The organism is Imbroritus primus (assembly GCF_964332355.1).
In the GTDB taxonomy this organism is placed as follows: Bacteria; Pseudomonadota; Gammaproteobacteria; order Burkholderiales; family Burkholderiaceae; genus Imbroritus; species Imbroritus primus.
This window is the reverse complement of the sequence record NZ_OZ201293.1, coordinates 1,030,768-1,048,098: the sequence shown is the minus strand read 5'-3', so window position 1 is coordinate 1,048,098 and position 17,331 is coordinate 1,030,768. Positions and strand designations below refer to the sequence as shown.

Annotated in this window: 18 protein-coding genes; 6 read left to right on the top strand and 12 right to left on the bottom strand. The window is 65.1% G+C overall.

Going from position 1 to position 17,331, the window contains the following annotated elements; genetic code table 11:
• The first annotated feature begins 44 nt into the window (after positions 1-44).
• Positions 45-935: a TauD/TfdA dioxygenase family protein gene (locus ACQ3C8_RS04810; protein ID WP_428852654.1), complete on the top strand. Its 891-nt coding sequence runs from the start codon at positions 45-47 to the stop codon at positions 933-935.
• A 103-nt stretch (positions 936-1,038) separates the two neighbouring features.
• Here ACQ3C8_RS04810 and ACQ3C8_RS04805 read toward each other — a convergent pair whose 3' ends face one another.
• Positions 1,039-1,716 carry a DUF2238 domain-containing protein gene (locus tag ACQ3C8_RS04805; protein ID WP_428852653.1) on the bottom strand — a complete coding sequence of 226 codons (678 nt, stop codon included), beginning with the start codon at positions 1,714-1,716 and terminating at the stop codon, positions 1,039-1,041.
• Positions 1,716-2,177, bottom strand: coding sequence for a CopD family protein (locus ACQ3C8_RS04800; RefSeq protein ID WP_428852652.1), 462 nt, complete (start codon positions 2,175-2,177; stop codon positions 1,716-1,718). The genes ACQ3C8_RS04805 and ACQ3C8_RS04800 overlap by 1 nt, the downstream gene beginning before the upstream one ends.
• A 255-nt stretch (positions 2,178-2,432) precedes the next feature.
• On the opposite strand from ACQ3C8_RS04800, the gene ACQ3C8_RS04795 reads away from it, so the two are divergent.
• The gene (locus ACQ3C8_RS04795) at positions 2,433-2,687 is read left to right on the top strand and encodes a heavy-metal-associated domain-containing protein (RefSeq protein ID WP_428852651.1); all 255 of its coding nucleotides are present in this window, start codon (positions 2,433-2,435) and stop codon (positions 2,685-2,687) included.
• Positions 2,688-2,751: 64 nt separating this feature from the next.
• Here the strand turns inward: ACQ3C8_RS04795 and ACQ3C8_RS04790 are convergent, their stop codons facing one another.
• The gene (locus ACQ3C8_RS04790; RefSeq protein ID WP_428852650.1) at positions 2,752-4,815 is read right to left on the bottom strand and encodes a metallophosphoesterase; all 2,064 of its coding nucleotides are present in this window, start codon (positions 4,813-4,815) and stop codon (positions 2,752-2,754) included.
• Between the two features lie 168 nt (positions 4,816-4,983).
• Here ACQ3C8_RS04790 and ACQ3C8_RS04785 point away from each other — a divergent pair, with 168 nt between their 5' ends.
• The 3 genes from ACQ3C8_RS04785 (at position 4,984) to ACQ3C8_RS04775 (ending at position 7,860) form a co-directional block, all read left to right on the top strand.
• Positions 4,984-5,805, top strand: coding sequence for an IclR family transcriptional regulator (locus tag ACQ3C8_RS04785; protein WP_428852649.1), 822 nt, complete (start codon positions 4,984-4,986; stop codon positions 5,803-5,805).
• Positions 5,806-5,817: 12 nt separating this feature from the next.
• On the top strand, positions 5,818-6,444 hold the full coding sequence (locus ACQ3C8_RS04780) for a LysE family translocator (RefSeq protein WP_428852648.1): 627 nt from the start codon (positions 5,818-5,820) through the stop codon (positions 6,442-6,444).
• Positions 6,445-6,657: 213 nt separating this feature from the next.
• Positions 6,658-7,860, top strand: coding sequence for an MFS transporter (locus ACQ3C8_RS04775; protein WP_428852647.1), 1,203 nt, complete (start codon positions 6,658-6,660; stop codon positions 7,858-7,860).
• A gap of 99 nt (positions 7,861-7,959) precedes the next feature.
• On the opposite strand, the gene ACQ3C8_RS04770 is transcribed toward ACQ3C8_RS04775, so the two are convergent.
• From ACQ3C8_RS04770 to ACQ3C8_RS04755, 4 genes are all read right to left on the bottom strand, one after another.
• Entirely contained in the window at positions 7,960-9,594 is a 1,635-nt protein-coding gene (locus ACQ3C8_RS04770; RefSeq protein ID WP_009521401.1) for a Na+/H+ antiporter, read from the bottom strand.
• A 182-nt stretch (positions 9,595-9,776) separates the two neighbouring features.
• Positions 9,777-10,196 carry an NINE protein gene (locus ACQ3C8_RS04765; protein ID WP_428852646.1) on the bottom strand — a complete coding sequence of 140 codons (420 nt, stop codon included), beginning with the start codon at positions 10,194-10,196 and terminating at the stop codon, positions 9,777-9,779.
• A 181-nt stretch (positions 10,197-10,377) separates the two neighbouring features.
• Positions 10,378-11,496 (bottom strand): exo-alpha-sialidase, encoded by a 1,119-nt coding sequence (locus ACQ3C8_RS04760; protein WP_428852645.1) that lies wholly within the window; start codon positions 11,494-11,496, stop codon positions 10,378-10,380.
• A 40-nt stretch (positions 11,497-11,536) separates the two neighbouring features.
• Positions 11,537-11,806: a MoaD/ThiS family protein gene (locus ACQ3C8_RS04755; protein ID WP_428852644.1), complete on the bottom strand. Its 270-nt coding sequence runs from the start codon at positions 11,804-11,806 to the stop codon at positions 11,537-11,539.
• Positions 11,807-11,880: 74 nt separating this feature from the next.
• Between ACQ3C8_RS04755 and thpR the strand changes: the two genes are divergently transcribed.
• Complete coding sequence (thpR, locus tag ACQ3C8_RS04750; protein WP_428852643.1) at positions 11,881-12,558, top strand: RNA 2',3'-cyclic phosphodiesterase; 678 nt, start codon at positions 11,881-11,883, stop codon at positions 12,556-12,558.
• A gap of 105 nt (positions 12,559-12,663) precedes the next feature.
• On the opposite strand, the gene ACQ3C8_RS04745 is transcribed toward thpR, so the two are convergent.
• The 5 genes from ACQ3C8_RS04745 to fusA all read right to left on the bottom strand — a co-directional run bounded on the left by ACQ3C8_RS04745 (position 12,664) and on the right by fusA (position 17,180).
• Positions 12,664-13,269 carry a glutathione S-transferase gene (locus ACQ3C8_RS04745; protein WP_428852642.1) on the bottom strand — a complete coding sequence of 202 codons (606 nt, stop codon included), beginning with the start codon at positions 13,267-13,269 and terminating at the stop codon, positions 12,664-12,666.
• Positions 13,270-13,675: 406 nt separating this feature from the next.
• Positions 13,676-14,356 carry a phosphoribosyltransferase gene (locus ACQ3C8_RS04740; protein WP_428852641.1) on the bottom strand — a complete coding sequence of 227 codons (681 nt, stop codon included), beginning with the start codon at positions 14,354-14,356 and terminating at the stop codon, positions 13,676-13,678.
• Positions 14,357-14,389: 33 nt separating this feature from the next.
• Complete coding sequence (locus tag ACQ3C8_RS04735; RefSeq protein WP_037029310.1) at positions 14,390-14,599, bottom strand: DUF2970 domain-containing protein; 210 nt, start codon at positions 14,597-14,599, stop codon at positions 14,390-14,392.
• Positions 14,600-14,847: 248 nt separating this feature from the next.
• Positions 14,848-15,069: a DUF3820 family protein gene (locus tag ACQ3C8_RS04730; RefSeq protein ID WP_009521410.1), complete on the bottom strand. Its 222-nt coding sequence runs from the start codon at positions 15,067-15,069 to the stop codon at positions 14,848-14,850.
• Positions 15,066-17,180, bottom strand: coding sequence for an elongation factor G (fusA, locus tag ACQ3C8_RS04725; protein ID WP_428852640.1), 2,115 nt, complete (start codon positions 17,178-17,180; stop codon positions 15,066-15,068). The genes ACQ3C8_RS04730 and fusA overlap by 4 nt, the downstream gene beginning before the upstream one ends.
• Positions 17,181-17,331 lie beyond the last annotated feature (151 nt).

Here is a 17,331-nt window from a genome sequence, read left to right as displayed (position 1 = left end):
CGGATTCCCTGCGCCGGCCGCCACGCTTCCATTCGGAGCCATGCATGAAACCAACCCGCTTCACCCTGCTGCCGAGCCTGGCGCCGCTCGGCAATGAAATCACCGGACTGGATCTCAGCCAGCCGCTCGATGCCAAGACCTTTGCCGAACTGCGCGAAGCCTATAACCAATGCTCCGTGCTGGTGTTCCGCAACCAGGTGCTGACACCGGAACAGCAGATCCGCTTTAGCCGCGGTTTTGGCGAGCTGGAAATCCATGTGATGGCACGCTATCTGCTGCCGGGGCATCCGGAAATCTTCCGGGTCTCCAACATTGTTGAAAACGGACAGCGCATTGGCGGCAGCGGCGAGTTCTGGCATACCGACCTGTCATACGTGGCCGAACCCAGCCGCGGCTCGCTGCTGTATTCGGTGGAAGTGCCGGTCCGCAACGGCGTGGTGCTGGGCGATACCGAGTTCGCCAGCACGGCGGCGGCCTACGATGCCTTGCCTGCCGCAATGCAGAAGAAACTCGAAGGACTGAAGGCGGTGCACCGCTATGGCGACATCTACAACAAGATCGCCCAGTCGCGTGGTGGCCCGGCCCTGACCGAGGACCAGAAGAAACAGACACCGGACGTGATCCATCCGGTCGTCCTGGTGCATCCGTTCAGCGGCCGCAAGAGCCTGTTCATCAACGAGGGTTTTACTGTCGGCATCGTCGGCATGCCGGACGATGAAGCGCAGACGTTGCTGCGCGAACTGTACGACCACACCACGCGGCCGGAATTCATCTACCGCCACAAGTGGCAGGTAGGCGATCTGATCATGTGGGACAACTGGGCCACCGTGCACCGGGCCACGGGCGGCTATACGGCCGAGGAGCGGCGCCTGCTGCATCGCACGACGCTCAAGGCCTCGCCGGAGTTCCGGCAGTCAGTGGCTGCCTGCGCTTGAGGCGCGGATGAAGGGGGCATGCGGGTGCCGAGCCTGCATGCCTGCCGGGCTGATCAATCGGAGCGACAACCGCTCCACCATCCTGCACTATCCGCTACGTCTTTCACTTCGCGCGCGCCACGCGTTGCAGCCACTGCTGCGCGCCATCGCGGCCACGCATGCGGTGCCATGCCGCTGCACCCAGCATCGCCAGCAAGCCGCCCAGGCTGGCCAGCAGCATGTCGCGCTGGGCATCCCAGACGTCGCCCTGGGTGCCGAGGTAGGCGATGCCCAGGTCGCCGCCAAAATACGCGGCGGCCGCCCACTCGAACATCTCGTACAGGGCCGAGCTGGCGACGATGAATTCCACCGGGAAGAAATAGCTCCAGAAGCCACGCACGCCCGTGGCACGCAGCACGATCTCGCGTACCGGGTAGGCCAGCAGCAGGCCATACAGAAAATGCCCGAGGCGGTCGAAATGGTTGCGCTCCCAGCCCATCAGGCTGTTCAGCGAAGTGCCGGCAATGGCCTGTAACCAGGCGTCGTATGGCACTTCCGAGTAGGTGTAGTGCGCGCCGATCTCGTGCACGCAGAGAAAGACGAACAGCAGCGTGTACGACGCAGGCGACAGCGGCCAGCGGCGATACGTGGCAGCCACGGCCACGACACACACCAGGACCAGCACGTTTTCCAGGGCCCAGTCGTCGCGATGCAAAGGCGCAATGGCCAGCACGGCCCACCACACGCCGAATGCCACGGCGAGCAGCAGCAGGTACCGCCGGGCGGCGTGCAGCGTCTGCATCAGGTCAGGGCGCGGCCGACCGTGGCAATCACGATGACGAGAATGCCGAGCCACAGGTTAGCGTGGACGGCACGCCGGATGCGGGCCAGCGCGGCACTGCCGGCGGCCCAGTCCTGGGCGGCAACGGCCCGGCTCAGCGCCTGGTATGGCGCGGCAAACACATAGACGAAAATTGCGGCCATCACCAGTCCGCCACCAGCCATGGCATGCAGGTGCTTGGGTGCCGCGGCGAAACCCATGTGTCCGAGCATCGCAAATCCGCTCAGCAGGATGCCGATCACCGCGATCCACACCCAGACAAAGAAACGCCGGAACACCCCCTGCCACAGCCGCAGCCGCAATGGTGGCTCGAGCGCCTCGGCGGCAGTCGGCCGCAGGCAGACGTAGGCGAAGAACATGCCGCCCACCCAGACCACGACACCAGCCAGATGGATAAAGAGCAGCAATGCATAGAGTGTCATGACGTCTCCTGATGATCGTGTGGGGAAACGACCATTGTAGCGGGTGCGCGTGGCAGGCCGAAGCAAGGCGGCTCCAGCGCCTGAACCCGGCGACAGGGCCGCGCAGGCCGGCCCGCGATCAAGCCCTGTAGTTTCTTTATTGTTTCTCTTGACCTTGCCACCGTGGGAAGCACGATGCTGTCATGGACAAGCCAGCTAGGGGCTAATTATGGGCTAATTACGGGCTCACCACCGGCCCGGCAACAGGAGAGAAAGATGAACACTCAAGTTTTCCGCGTCAGCGGCATGACCTGCGGCAACTGCGTCCGCCATGTGACCCAGGCGCTCGATGCGCTGCCTGGTGTGGAAGAAGTCACGGTCGATCTGGCTGGCGGCAGCGCCACAGTCACTGGCAAGGTCGAGCCGGCGGCGGTCGTCGCCGCGCTCGCTCAGGAAGGCTATCCGGCAGAACCTGCGGCAAGCCAGACCGCCGGCGCGGCGCCTGCACGCCGGGGATGCTGCTGCGGCTGAGCGATCCGGCCGGGCCACCGCGTGGTCGAGATGCGATGGCCCGCACAGCTGGCCGGCATGGCACTCAGGCCCGTGCCAGCAATACCTGCAGGGCACCGGCCTCGCCGGCCGGCGTATCCTGCAGGCGGCTCAGCCACATCGCTGCCACGCCCGTCTCTCCGTCCGCCAGTCCGTGGACGACCGTCTCCGCTGGCAACGCTGCCAGCTGCGCAGTCATCGCCCGTGCATCCATGCACAGCAGGCGATAAAGCGCGCCATCGGCTTCAAAGCGCAGGATGCCGGCCGCATCATCGGTATGTGACACAAGCCTGAAAGCGGTCGCCGCCGCCAGTACCGCATTGAGCATGCGAAACACGGTGGCCGCGGGGCGCGGGGTAAAACGCCGGTCGATCAGGCCGTGGCGCGGGTAGTAGCCACGGTCGACGTCCATAAACGTATCGAAGACGAAGCGTACGCCGCGCAGCGCCTTCGACAGGATCATGGCCTGCGCCGCACGGGCCGCCAGCTCGTCATCCTCGGCCCGTTCAGTGGCAAGATTCGGTCCGCTGGTCTTGAGCGAGGCCAGCACAAGACAACCGGTCTCCTCCGCAAACGCCGCCAGCACATGGGCCGCCGGGCAGAGCGGCTCCTCCGCATCGAGCCGCACGGTCACGCCGTCGATCACGCCGGCGGCACGCGCCACCATCAGCGTTTCACGCTGCCCCGCCAGCTCGTCCAGTGTCAGGCCGGATTTGACGAAATGACTGAAGTGCTTGCCGTCGTAATGCGAATCGTCAAAGGCGGCAATCCGCGCGTAGTAGATGGCGGCGCCCGTGGCCTGCCGCGCCGCGCGTAGCGCCTCCTGCTGACGCTGGAAACTGGCACCGGTGAGATTGACCTCAAAGGCGGCGACACCGCACTGCACGGGCTGTGCTTCCAGGCTGGCAGCCTTCGGCACGCCGAGCGTGGTGACGATATAGCGGTGCCCGAAGCGCGCCATCTGCGCCATGCGCGCACGCGCCTCCGGATCGTGCAGATCCATGTCGGTCACCTTGGACAGGCGCGCACCCATTTCCCACAATGCCAGCAAGGGGTAGTCGTTGCGCGCCCATTTGCGTCCGAACTCCTGCACGCCACCGGTAGCGGTGATCTGCATGCGTTCGGTCCACGGGTGACGCAACTCGACACCGACGTCATCAAAGGTGGCCGTCTTCGGATGCGTGAGATGCAGCGTCCGGGCTGGCGCTGCAGGCGCACCGGCCTGACTGTGCCGGCCCATCGTACGCACCGGATGCGCGACGTGCCCGCGCGTATACACGTCGACGATGAAGTAGCCAAACTTGTCGGCATCGCCACGCCCGAATTCCGTGGCCGGGGCGACCCGGTAGAACTCGGTGAAATCGTGCCGCAGGAATGCCGTGGACGGCAGCATGTAAAACTCTGCCGCGCCGACACGGTCGTACCAGAAATTGTGCACATGGCCGGCGAAAACGGCCTCCACGCCGGGACGCCGGATCAGGTCGAGCAGCCAGCTACGCGCGGGCTCGTCGACATTGTCATAGTTGGCACGCTCGTCGGGGGCAAAGATATACGGCGGGTAGTGCATGAACAGGAATACGCGGCGCTGCCCCGCCGTGGCGATCTGCTCTTCCAGCCATGCGCGCTGGCGTGCTTCATCGGGCAGCCCCGAGTTGAGCAGCAGCGAGTTGACGATGATGCAGCGCAGGCCTTCTTCATCGAAGGCGTAGAAATCCTGCCCGAAAGCTTCACGGTAGGTTGCCAGATAGGCGTCGCACACCTGCCCGGCCGGCATCCACTCCACACACTTGTCGCCCACATCGTGATTGCCGGGCACCAGATGCACCGGCAGCGTCACCGGCTGCGCAATCTCGCGGTAGCGTGCCACGGCGTCGTGGAAGGTGGGCAACGATGGCACCGGGTTGACGATATCGCCGAGATGCACCACGAAGCGCGGCGGCGGATCCATTGCCGCGATTTCCTGGAAGACGTGGCGCGCGCGGTCGTTGGCGAGGCGGTTGGTCAGATAGGGAGACGCCGAGGCGCCATCCTGCTCGTTGATGTGGGTGTCCGCGACGACAACAAAGGAAAACAGCGGTGCACCCAGCGTGGCATGCGGCAGGTGTGGCATGGGGAGTGTCTCCTGTATGGGCACGGTACACGCGGCCATCACGTCATCACGCAACCATGACCTCGGCGGCACTTACGCCCGAATAGTGGAATTCAATTCCTTTTAATTGAACAAAAGTATTGTTTCCGCCCGCTATAATGTCAAGCACGTTCATATTCGGGGAAGGGCTTGGAAGATCTCGACGACGGCGGTGCGTCGTTTCTCGATGCGGAAACACTGGCGGCCCATCCGCAGTTTGCGTCCACGCTCGCCAATGGCCTGGCTGTGCTCGGCTGTTTCGGCGGCGGGCAAACGGTGCTGGGCAACAAGGACTTTGCCGAACGCCTGCAGCTCTCCCGGCCCACGGTATCGCGCCTGACGTTTACATTGATGGGCCTGGGCTACCTGCGCCGCGACCGCACCACCGGCAAGTATTCGCTTGGGCCAGCGGTGCTCTCGCTCGGTTATCCGCTGCTGTCGCAACTCACGGTGCGGCAGATTGCCTCGCCGGAAATGCTCGAGCTGGCGCGCCATGCGCGCGGGCCGGTTTCCATCGGCACGCGCGACCGCCTGCAGGTGGTGTACGTGGAAACCGTACAGGCCTACGACAGCAACGCCACCAAGCCCGACATCGGCTCGACCCGTCCCTTCCTGCGCACCGCCATCGGACGCGCCCTGCTCGCCAGCTACAGCGTGCCTCAGCGCACGGCCTTGCTGCGTCGCCTGCGCGAGACGGTGCCGCAGGAATGGGCAGCCTTTCATGCCGCAGCAGAGCAGGCCTGTACGGAGATCGCGCAACAGGATTTCTGCATCGTGGCCGGCGACTGGCGGCCGACGCTTGCCGCCGTGGCGGTCCCGATGCGCGCGCCCGTCGGTGGCATGCACCTGGCCTTCAATCTGACCGTCCCCGCGTATGCAACCGACCGCCAGCATCTGCAGACCGACCTTGGCCCACGCCTGGTGAGCCTGGTCCGGAGCATCGAGTACAAGCTCGGCCTGGGCGATCACTGAGGATCCTGATCCATGCTGAGCCCCGAAACCGCCCTGTCCTTTTTTGGCGTTGCCGTGCTGCTGGGCCTGAGCCCGGGTCCCGACAATCTTTTCGTCCTGCTGCATTCGGCCATGCACGGCCGCAAGGCCGGCATGCTGGTGGTGCTGGGACTGTGTACCGGCCTGCTGGTCCATACCGCCGCCGTGGCATTCGGCGTGGCAGCGGTGGTCGCCGCGTCGGTCACGGCATTTACCGTGCTCAAGCTGTGCGGGGCGGCGTATCTGGTGTATCTGGCATTCCAGGCATTCCGTGCGCCCGTTGGCATGCAGGCCGATGAGCCACGCGCGCCGCTCGGTGCATGGCAGGGCTACGGGCGCGGTGTGATCATGAATCTCAGCAACCCCAAGGTCGTGGTGTTCTTTCTCGCCTTCCTGCCGCAGTTTGCCCATCCGGAAGCCGGCAGCCTGCCGGTGCAGATGCTGCTGCTGGGCGGTATCTTTATCGTGGCGACGCTGCTCACCTTCGGCGCCATCGCCTGTTTTGCCGGTACGTTCGGGGCAGCACTGCGTCGCTCGCCGCGCGTGCAGCGTGGTCTGAACTGGGCGGCGGGCATGGTATTCCTGGGGCTGGCTTTACGACTGGCCAATGCGGAACTCTGATTTTCTCGCCTTGCCATGTACCAGCACAGAAGCCGCACAGCCCCCCAGAACGCGATTCGCCCTATACAGGCTTGGGCAGCTTCATCCCCTGTATTTGCAGGCCACGCCATCTGCTTTTTTTGTACACTGCGAACTCTTTCCATGCAGTGCCTTCCGACCTCGCCTGAGCGACACGCCCAGCGACGCTCATAACGCTCATCTTTAGGAACCGGCGTGCCCATCCTGCGATTCTTCATTCCGTTCGCCGCAGCGTATTTCCTCTCCTCGCTGTTCCGCGCGGTGATCGGCGTCATCTCGCCTGAGCTGGCGCGCGAGTTCAGTCTCAGCCCGCAGGATCTTGGCGCGCTCGCCAGCCTGTATTTCTACGCGTTTGCCTTTGCGCAGATTCCTGCCGGCGTACTGCTCGACCGCTTTGGCCCGCGCCGCGCGGAAGGCGGCCTGATTCTTGCGGCCGCAGCGGGTGCGCTGCTGTTCTGCTTTGCCGACAGCTTCGCCGCACTCGGCGCGGGCCGCGTGCTGATCGGCATCGGCGTGGCGATCTGTTTCGCGGCACCGCTCAAGGCTGCTGCGGTATGGTACCCGCCAGAAAAACAGGTGGCCTTGTCCGGCTGGATCATGCTGGTCGGCGGCCTCGGCGCGTCGTTTGCCACCAAGCCGGTGGAACTGGCCCTCGGCTATTTCGACTGGCGCATGCTGTTCGCCGGGCTGGCGGTACTCAGCCTGCTGGCGGCAATGGGCATTGCCTGGGCCATCCGCGACATTCCGGTCGAGCGCGAACAGCGCTCGATGGCCGAGCAGTGGCGCGGACTCGGCGGACTGCTGGTGCACCGGCGCTTCTGGTGGGTCATGCCGTGGGCGTTCACCGGCATGGGCACGTTCATTTCCGTACAGGGCCTGTGGGGTATGCAGTGGCTCATGCATGGCGCGGGGTACAGCAAGCCGGATGCGGCCAGCCTGCTGCTGGCAGTGTCGCTGATCTCGCTGTCCGGGTACTTCTTCATTGGCGCCCTGTCGGAGCGGCTGGCCCGGCGCGGCGTCACCAATCGCCACCTGCTGGCGGCCGGCATGTTGCTCGACCTTCTCAGCCTGCTCGCCATCAGCCTGCGCTGGCCGGGCGAGGTGGTGTGGTGGTGCCTGTATGGTCTTGGCACGTCGCTGAATGTGCTGACCTACACGGTCCTCAGCCATGGCTTGCCTGCTACCCTCGTGGGGCGCGGCAATACCGGCCTGAACCTCTTCATGTTCATTGGTACCGGCTCGATCAGCTTCCTGGTTGGCTGGCTGATCTCGCAACTACAGGCCCAGGGCATGGCGACCGGGCAGGCGTTCGGGACGACATTCATGTGCCTCACCGCGGTCAACGCACTGGCTGCCACCTGGTATCTGCTGCGCTGGCGCACGTTCGAGCAGCGCTGACTCTGGCACTCGCCGCGCACAGGCCTGCCTGGTGCGCGGCCCGACAGGGACGGATAATCCGCAGCCTGCCGCCCTGAGCAAAACCTGCCTGCAGCCGGACTAACGGTAGCGCGACTCGACGAGGTCGATCTCGCGCACCAGCTTGCGCGACACCGTATCCGAGATGCGCCCTTGCCGGGCGAGATTGAAGATTTCCTCGCGCTCGGCCTGCAACCCGGCCAGCCGCAAGGTGCGCTCGACATCGTCCGTCTTGCGCAGTTGCTGGGCATCGCCCTCCTGTCCCATGCCGTCATCGAGCCGCGCCTGGTAGAGCGTGATCACACGGCTGGCGGCATCGCTGTACAACTCGGCCTCGGCGCTATCGTGCAGCAGGGCATGCTGGGCTTTTTCGATGGCCGCGATGGCCGCCGTGGCGGACTCGTGCCGCGCGAGATTTTCCTCCATCCGCTCGGCTGGTTCGTCTGGCACTTCCAGCCCGCGCAGCAGGCGTGGCAAGCCGATGCTCGCCACCACCAGCGACAGCAGGATGACAGCCGTGGCCAGGAACACCGCCAGATCGCGCGCCGGAAAAGCCTCGCCGCCCGGCAGCATGAGCGGCAGCGTCATCACGCCGGCCAGCGTGATTGCGCCGCGCACACCCGCCAGCGATGTCGCCAGCACAAGCCGCCACTGCGCGCGCGAGGTCGGCACGCCAGATTGCCCGGTCTTGAACAGTGAGACGCGCAGCGACACCCAGACCCACACGAAACGCAGCACGGCCAGGCCAACATTGATGGCCAGCGCATACGCCGCCAGCCACCAGGGGTTGACGTGCCCGCTCTGCTCGACCGAGGCCACGGCGTTGCGCAGGATGCCCGGCAACTGCTCACCCAGCAGCACGAACACGATACCGTTCAGTGTGAGCTGCACGGTATCCCACACGGCGGCGCGCTGCAGTCGCGTGCTGCCCAGCGCCCGGCCGGTGAGCTCGACATAGCTCATGGTCACGCCGGCCGCAACCGCCGCCAGGATGCCCGATGCGTCGATATGCTCGGCCACCAGATAGGCGCCAAATGGAATCAGCAGGCTGATCAGGATGGGCGACCCGGCCTCTTCACCGACGAGCCGCGACAACCATTGCTGCGCCGTGCTGACGATGAGTGTCACGGCCGCGCCAACGGCAAGACCGGCCGTCGCCACCCAAAGAAAAGTCAGCGATGCCGACGCGAGCGAGAACGTGCCCGTCACCGCCGCAGCTACTGCGAACCGGAAACAGACCAGACCCGACGCATCGTTGAGCAATGACTCGCCTTCGAGAATATGCATCAGGCGCTTAGGGATTGGCGCGCGGGCGGCGATGGCCGACACGGCCACCGGGTCGGTCGGCGACACGATGGCGGCGAGCGCGAACGCCACCGCCAGCGGCATGGCGGGAATCATCCAGTGGATCAGGAAACCCATGCCGAGCACGGTGAAGACGACCAGGCCCAATGCCAGCTCGATGATCACGAACTTGTCGCGGAACAGGCCTGCCTTGGGAATGCGCCAACCATCGAGGAATAGCAGTGGCGGCAGGAACAGCAGAAAGAAGAACTCCGGATCGAGCACCACGCCATGGTTCAGCCCTCCGGCAATCACCGCACCGAGCGCGATCTGCACCAGCGGCAATGGCAGCGCAATGGGTAGCATGCGCACCACGTAGCCGCTGACCACCACGGCCAGCAGCATGATCAGGACAACGCCGACGGATTCCATGCGGAGGCGGGATTGGACGAGTGACGCCGTGCGCCGGAACAGCGCACGGGAGGATGGCAAACGATGCCGGAAGAGTCAGGAGACAGGCCGGTCACAGGCAGGCAGTGCGTGGCGCGGCGGACAGCGTCACGAACAGGCATCACGAAACAAGCGCCGCACACCAGCGCGGCGGCGCGTGGCTTTTATTGTACGCCCGCCATCGACAGCCTGCGGCTGTTTTCCTGTGAGACCTGGTCGTTGAGGGTCCACAGGTCGATCAGCACGCCGATCAGGAAGAAACCGCCGGTGAACAGGTACAGGATGCCGGTCAGCCACTTGCCCATGTACATGCGATGCACACCGAACAGGCCGAGGAACGTGAGCAGCAGCCACGCGATGTTGTAGTTGAGATGTCCCGGCGTGTAGCGCAGGTCGGCATCGCGGTCCATGCCGGGAATCAGGAACAGGTCGATCAGCCAGCCAATGCCGAGCAGGCCAAGCGTGAAGAACCAGATCGTCCCGGTCACGGGCCGGCCGTAGTAGAAGCGGTGTGAGCCGGTAAAGCCGAAGATCCAGAGCAGATAGCCAATCAGCTTGCTATGGTTGTCCGCGGGTGTGTTCATAGTGGTCCTCGTGGTGATGACATGAAGCATCATGCCATAGGCATGGGCACCGTGACATCACGATACCGCAGCGATGCTGCAGCAACCCACGCGGCATCGCACCGCGCATCATCTCGCGCACGCTTCTCGCCGGCACCGCACGTGGACTCACCCACTGCATACCGTTGCCTTAACCGCCCACTCAGCCGAACCGCACAGCATAGATGGGCGGCAAATGCGCGGACAGGCAGATCCACTGGTCGCCACCATCTTCAGACAACCAAAGGCCGCCCGTCGTCGAACCCATCGCCAGCCGCTGGCCTGTGGCGTCGACATCGAGCCCGTGGCGGTAAATCAGGTCATATGACGGTGTCTGCGGCAAACCCGCGCGCAAGGTTTCGAAGGTCTGGCCGCCATCGCGCGTGCGCGTCACCACGAGTTGCGCATCGACCGGCACGCGGCAGGCATCCTGCGCCGCCGGCACGAACCAGGCGGTATCGGGATCATGCGGATGCGCGGCCACGGCAAAGCCGAAGCTGGAAGGTTGCGCCACCACCCGCCGCCAGTGCGCGCCGCCATCGGTCGAGCGGAAGATGCCATCGTGATGCTGGACCCAAAGCGCATCCGGCTGCGTGGCACAGGCCGTCATGCGATGCGGGTCCTGGATGTTCGGATCCTCACGGCGCTCCGGCGGCATGTAGCCGGCCTCCATGCCTTTGCAGCCGACTTCCCAGCTTGCTCCGCCATCACGCGTATGCCAGACGCCGCCGCACGAGATGGCCACGGTGACATGACGGCTGTCGCGCGGATCGACATGAATGGAATGGATGCCCGGATAGTCGTAACCGCCGCCGAACCACTCGGCGCGTTCCGGGCGATCCCACAGTGGGCGGTTCATCTGCCAGGTGTCACCGCCATCGTCCGAGCGGAACAGGCCGCCGGGAATCGTGCCAGCCCACAGCACCCCGGGCTGCTCCGGTCCGCCCGCTTCCAGCGACCAGATCTGCACCAGGCTCCAGGGTGGCGCGGGTGGCGCATCCCCGGGCGTGGGCAGGTTCGGTACATAGCCCTCTGGCTGGGGCGGATAGGTCGGCACGGCGCATTCTTCCCATTCGCCCCCGGCGCGGCAGCGCCAGAACTTGACGCCGAAATGGCCGAGGTTGAGAGCGGCATACACGGTGCCGTCGCGTCGGTCGGGCAGCACCATGCTGACCGGTTCGCCGAGGAAGGCGGCGCCTACCGTTTCCCACGCCCCGTCCCTGCGCCGCAGGGTGAACAGGCCCTTGCGGGTGGCGACATACAGTTGCTGCGGTTCGTTCATGGTCGCTCCGTACGGAAGATCGGGAGTGAGTGTACGGAAATCATCCGCCCGACAGCGCCTGCACCACGTACACCCGGCTGTCCTGCCGCAACGCATCGCCAAGGCCCCGCCGGTCCGCGATGGCCCGCCCATCGACAAAGATCGCCATGTGGCGGCGCAGTTGAGCCTGGTCGTCGAGAATGTAGCCGCGCAGTTCGGGTTGCAATTCAAAGACGGCATCCAGCGCGCTGCGCACGGTAGCGGCCGCGATGTCGCGCGCCGGGCTGGCGACATGACGTTGGATGGCGGGTGCGAAAACGATATGGGCCATGTGCGGAATCAGGATCCTGACGAAGAAGTTCTCAGTGTAGTCAATGGCAGCATGACGCGAGGGTGCTATGCTGAATGACATCTGCTGCAAACGATGCGCAGGCGCCCATGCACTTTCCTGATCCAGACCCCGGCCGGGCATCGGGAGATCCGGCAAGCCCGGCAAGCCCAGCCGCCGCCCTGCACTGGCAACGCTGCTTCGTCGCCCTGACACCTGTCCGTGCCACCGCTGAACGGCTGGCACTGGCCAGCGGCCCCGGCATTCGCGCCGTGCACCCGGCCAATCTGCACCTGACCCTGGCCTTCATCGGCGATCTGCCAGCCGAGCTCGGGCAGGAGGTGGCGCGCACCCTGCCGTCACTGGCACGGCCGCTGCGCTGCCTGCCGCTGGAGGCCATCGAATGGTGGCCGGACAGCATCCGCCCGCGCGTGCTGGTGGCAACCTTTACGGCCAACGACGAACTGCTGGCTCTGGTCGATCATCTGCGCACGCGTCTGGCGCAGGCCGGCCTGCCAACCGGCAATGCGTTTCGCGCACACCTGACGCTGGCGCGGGCCAGCCGGCGCATCACTGCGGAAGCAGCCGCAAGCGCGGCCCGGCACGCGGATCCACCGACACATGCCTGTTTCACCGCACTAACGCTGTATGCCACGCGGCCGGATGGTCCGGCTGGCCAATACTGGCAAGCGGCCAGCATCCCGCTCGGGGAGGTACTCGCCGGGCCCGATGGCGTGGCCCGGCATATTCCCTGATGCTGTGGCGCTGGATTTCCGGCGCTGGTTTCTCGGCACCGACCTTTTTGCACCCCGTCGTCGTCAGCTTGCGTTGTGCCTGAACCTCACGGCCAACTTCGCGCCTTACTTCGGCATGGTGGCCTGGAAGGATGGGCGGGCCTTGTAGCCTGCGAACCACTTCGCGGTGCGCGGCGCAAGGGCCGCCCAGTCGAACTCGGGATTGCGGAAGTCGAGATATCCGAGGGCGCACGCAATGGAAATCACGCCAATGTCATTGCGGCCTTCCAGGGCCTGCGCTTGCGCTTCGATGCCGCGCACGGCGCTGCGTGCTGCCTCGAATTTTCCGTCGATCCACTCCTGCCAGCGCAGCGGCTCGGGACGCACGAAGGTCTCGTAGCGGATCAGCACGGCGGCATCCATCAGGCCATCGCCCAGCGCCTCGTCACGCAGTGCGGTCCAGCGGGCCGGGCCTTCGGGTGGAATCACCTGGCCCGATGCCACGCTGTTCAGATACTGGCAAATGACACGCGAATCATAGAGCGCCACATCGTCGTCGGTCACCAGCGCGGGAATCTTGCCAAGCGGGTTCTGCGCGACCACGTCCGCGTTACGGTTGATCGGGCTGACGGCCGCAGGCACCAGCTCGATGCGATCGACCAGCCCCAGTTCATGGGCGGAGATCATGACTTTGCGGACAAACGGCGACGTGGGGGCGTAGAACAGCTTCATTGTGTCTCCTGGAGTCGAAAAGCGGGCGCGGCGTCCCATTGTTGTTGTATGCGCCGGTCAGGCCGTCGATCCTGCAACGGTATACCCGGCACGGACCAAGCATACACGCTGTGCCCGCAACGCGTGCACCTGCCGGGCGGGCTCCGCAGTACCTCGCTCCTGACGGCGGCACGCACTACACTGGAGCATGTGCCCGGCCCAATGCGGGGACTGGCACATAGCGTTGCGGAAACCGGCCCGTGACCGACACACCCACCTGACGACCCGAGGACTAATGACATGCCCAGCCTCCACACGCCACAGCACCCACCGGGCCATCCGCAGCCGGACCCGGAGACTCCGCCGGTACGCGATCCGGCGCCGCTGACACCCCCGATTCCAGAAGAAACGCCGGACGAACCGCAGGTCACGTCCTGATGCCTGACGGGGCGAGCGGTCCGTGCGGCAGAGCTAGGCAGGCGAGGACTTCGGCATCGGTGGTTTGAGAAAAATCGTCATAGTGGCGGCTGACGCCGTCGAACCGCACGGGTGTGTGGACACAAACGAACTGGTCAGCCACATCGCGGAATCGCTCCGCTGCGCCGGCCGGTGCAACCGGCACGGCAACGACGCAGCATGCGGCGCCCTGCCCCCGCAAGGCAAGCAGCGCCGCCTGCATGGTCGCGCCGGTTGCCAGCCCATCGTCGACCACCACCACGGTCCTGCCAGCCAGCACAGGAGGCGGCGAGCCAGCCCGGTAGCGTGTCATGCGCCGCTCCAGCTCGGCCCGTTCGCGCTGGAGCACATAGTCGAAAGCGGTGTCCGATACGTGATGCCAGGCGATGATTTCTTCGTCGCGATACACCACCGCGCCTGGTGCTACTGCGCCCATCGCCAGCTCCGGATCGAATGGCAGGCCGAGCTTGCGCACCGGCAGGATATCGAACTGTACGCCCAGCACCGCAGCGACAGCGGCCGCCACCGGCACACCGCCGCGCGGCAGGCCAAGTACCATCAGGTCCGCGCGCTGTTCGGCAGACAGCTCACGCAGCAGCATCTGGCCCAGTTGCCGGCCGGCGTCAGTCCGATCAGCAAATGGCGCAGTCATGCCAGCGACGCCGGTTCAACGTGGCCCGAACCATCAGCTCACGGCATGGCGTGCCACCAGCACGAGTACGATGACCAGTATCGTCGCGCCGATGACGCCCGCGGAAATCAGGTGAATCGGATTGAGCTGCATGTCCCGGTCATGTTCCGCGCCCTTGCGGACGCCGAAGAAGCCCCACAGGACCGCACGGGTGGTTTGCGCAAAGGAGGCCTTGCGCTGGATGGTCTGCTTGAAGTCGCTCATGATGTCTGCCAGTTCGTTTGCCGCGCCGGCCACGCTGATCGCATCCGTTCACATCAGTTGCATTGATCAGCGGCGGCAAGCCCGGATCGCACGCGCCTCGACATGCCGCCCGACGCGGAGATACCTTGAGCCTAGCAGGTGGGCCGGACAATACCAGTAGCAGTTTTGGCAGAAAACACCGGATCAGTTCGGCGGGGCGCCCGACAGGGTTTTCGTGGCGGCGGCAGGGCTGTCAAAGCCCTGCCCAGTCAACGCTCGGCCCGTAAAGGCTGCAGCAGGTGCGTCAGTCCGTTGTGATCAAGTTCGTGCATCAGCGCCAGCAACCGGCCCAGCTCGCCCGGCGGAAAACCGGTACGGGCGAACCAGTTGAGGTAATGCCCGGGCAGGTCCGCGATGAGACGTCCCTGATACTTGCCATACGGCATGCTGACGGACAGCAGGCGGTCGAGCGGCGGTACATGATCGCTCACTTGCCTCGCCCTCCACCTGCACCGCCGAGCGCCTGGGCCGTACCGGGCGGCGCTTCGAGATAGCGCTTGAACTCCATCGTATAGGTCGCACGTCCCTGCGTCAGCGAGCGTAGTGCGGTGGAGTAACCGAACATCTCCGCCAGCGGGACCTCGGCATGCACCGCCTTGCCACCGCCACCCGGAATATCCTCCATGCCCTGCACCATGCCGCGCCGCGATGACAGGTCGCCCATGACGTTGCCCGTGAACTCCTCGGGCGTCTCGACTTCGACCGACATCATCGGTTCGAGCAGCACTGGCTGGGCCCGCTGCAGCGCTTCCTTGAACGCCAGCGAGCCGGCCATGCGAAAGGCATTCTCGTTGGAATCGACATCGTGGTACGAACCGAACACCAGCGTGACCTTGACATCAACCACCGGATAACCGGCCAGTACCCCGGACGGCAACGCCTCCTGGATGCCACGGTCGACGGCGGGAATGAATTCGCGCGGCACCACCCCGCCCTTGATGGCATCGACAAAGGTGTAGCCGCCGCCCGACGGCAGCGGTTCGACATCGAGCACCACGTGACCATACTGGCCGCGTCCACCGGATTGCTTGATGAACTTGCCCTCCACATCCTTGACCGCGCGGCGGATGGTTTCGCGATAGGCGACCTGCGGCTTGCCGACCGTGGCCTCGACGCCGAACTCGCGCCTCATGCGGTCCACCAGGATTTCCAGGTGCAGTTCGCCCATGCCGGAGATAATGGTCTGGCCAGACTCTTCATCGGTACGGACGCGGAATGATGGATCCTCCTGCGCCAGCCGCCCCAGCGCGATGCCCATCCTCTCCTGGTCGGCCTTGGTCTTGGGTTCGATGGCCTGCGAGATCACCGGCTCCGGGAACACCATGCGCTCCAGGACGATGACGTGCCCGGGATCGCACAGCGTGTCGCCGGTGACCGTCTCCTTGAGGCCCACGGCGGCGGCAATATCGCCTGCCCGTACTTCCTTGATCTCGTTACGCTCGTTGGCATGCATCTGCAGCAGCCGACCCAGGCGCTCCTTGCGCTGGCGCGAGGGAATGAAGACCTGGTCGCCGGTCTTGACCACGCCGGAATAGACACGAAAGAAAATCAGCTGGCCGACGAACGGATCGGTCATGATCTTGAAGGCCAATGCGGCAAACGGCTCGTCGTCGTTCGGGTGGCGCTCGGCCTCGCCGCCGTCCTCGGTATGGCCGAGGATGGCCGGTACGTCGGCCGGCGACGGCAGGTAGTCGAGTACGGCATCGAGCAGCGCTTGGATGCCCTTGTTCTTGAATGCACTGCCGCACAGCATGGGCACGATTTCACCGGCGATGGTGCGCGTGCGCAGCGCCTGGCGGATCTCGTCTTCCGTCAAGGCCTCGCCGGCCAGGTATTTTTCCAGCAGCGCCTCGTTGGCCTCGGCCGCGCTTTCCACCATGCGGTCGCGCCATTGCTGCGCCTCTGCCAGCAGGTCGGCGGGGATGTCCTCGTAGCTGAACTTGATGCCCTGGCTGGCCTCGTCCCAGACGATGGCCTTCATCTTCAGCAGATCGATCACGCCGCGGAAGTGGTCCTCGGCCCCCACCGGGATCTGGATCGGCACGGGATTGCCGTGCAGGCGCTCGACGATCTGCCGGTGCACGCGGAAAAAATCGGCGCCGACCCGGTCCATCTTGTTGACGAAGGCCAGGCGCGGCACGGCGTATTTGTTGGCCTGCCGCCAGACGGTTTCGGACTGCGGCTGCACCCCGCCAACCGCGTCGTAGACCATGCAGGCACCGTCGAGCACGCGCATGGAGCGCTCGACCTCGATGGTGAAATCGACGTGCCCCGGTGTATCGATGATATTGATGCGATGCTCGGGATAGTTGCCGGCCATGCCTTTCCAGAAGGTCGTGGTCGCCGCCGCCGTGATGGTGATGCCGCGCTCCTGCTCCTGTTCCATCCAGTCCATCGTCGCCGTGCCCTCGTGCACTTCGCCGATCTTGTAGTTGACGCCGGTGTAGAACAGGATGCGCTCGGTGGTGGTGGTCTTGCCGGCATCGATATGCGCGCTGATGCCGATATTGCGGTAGCGCTCGATTGGGGTTTTGCGGCTCATGGCGACTCCTTCCCGGGATGAGCGGGCCATGCGCGGGCATGTCCGCCAGCCATCAGTTTGGCACGATTGCCTCGCCTGCACAAAAATTCACGCGGCTTGGGAATAAACCGTGGGCACGCTGCGTTTACCGGTTGCAACGTCCGCACAATGG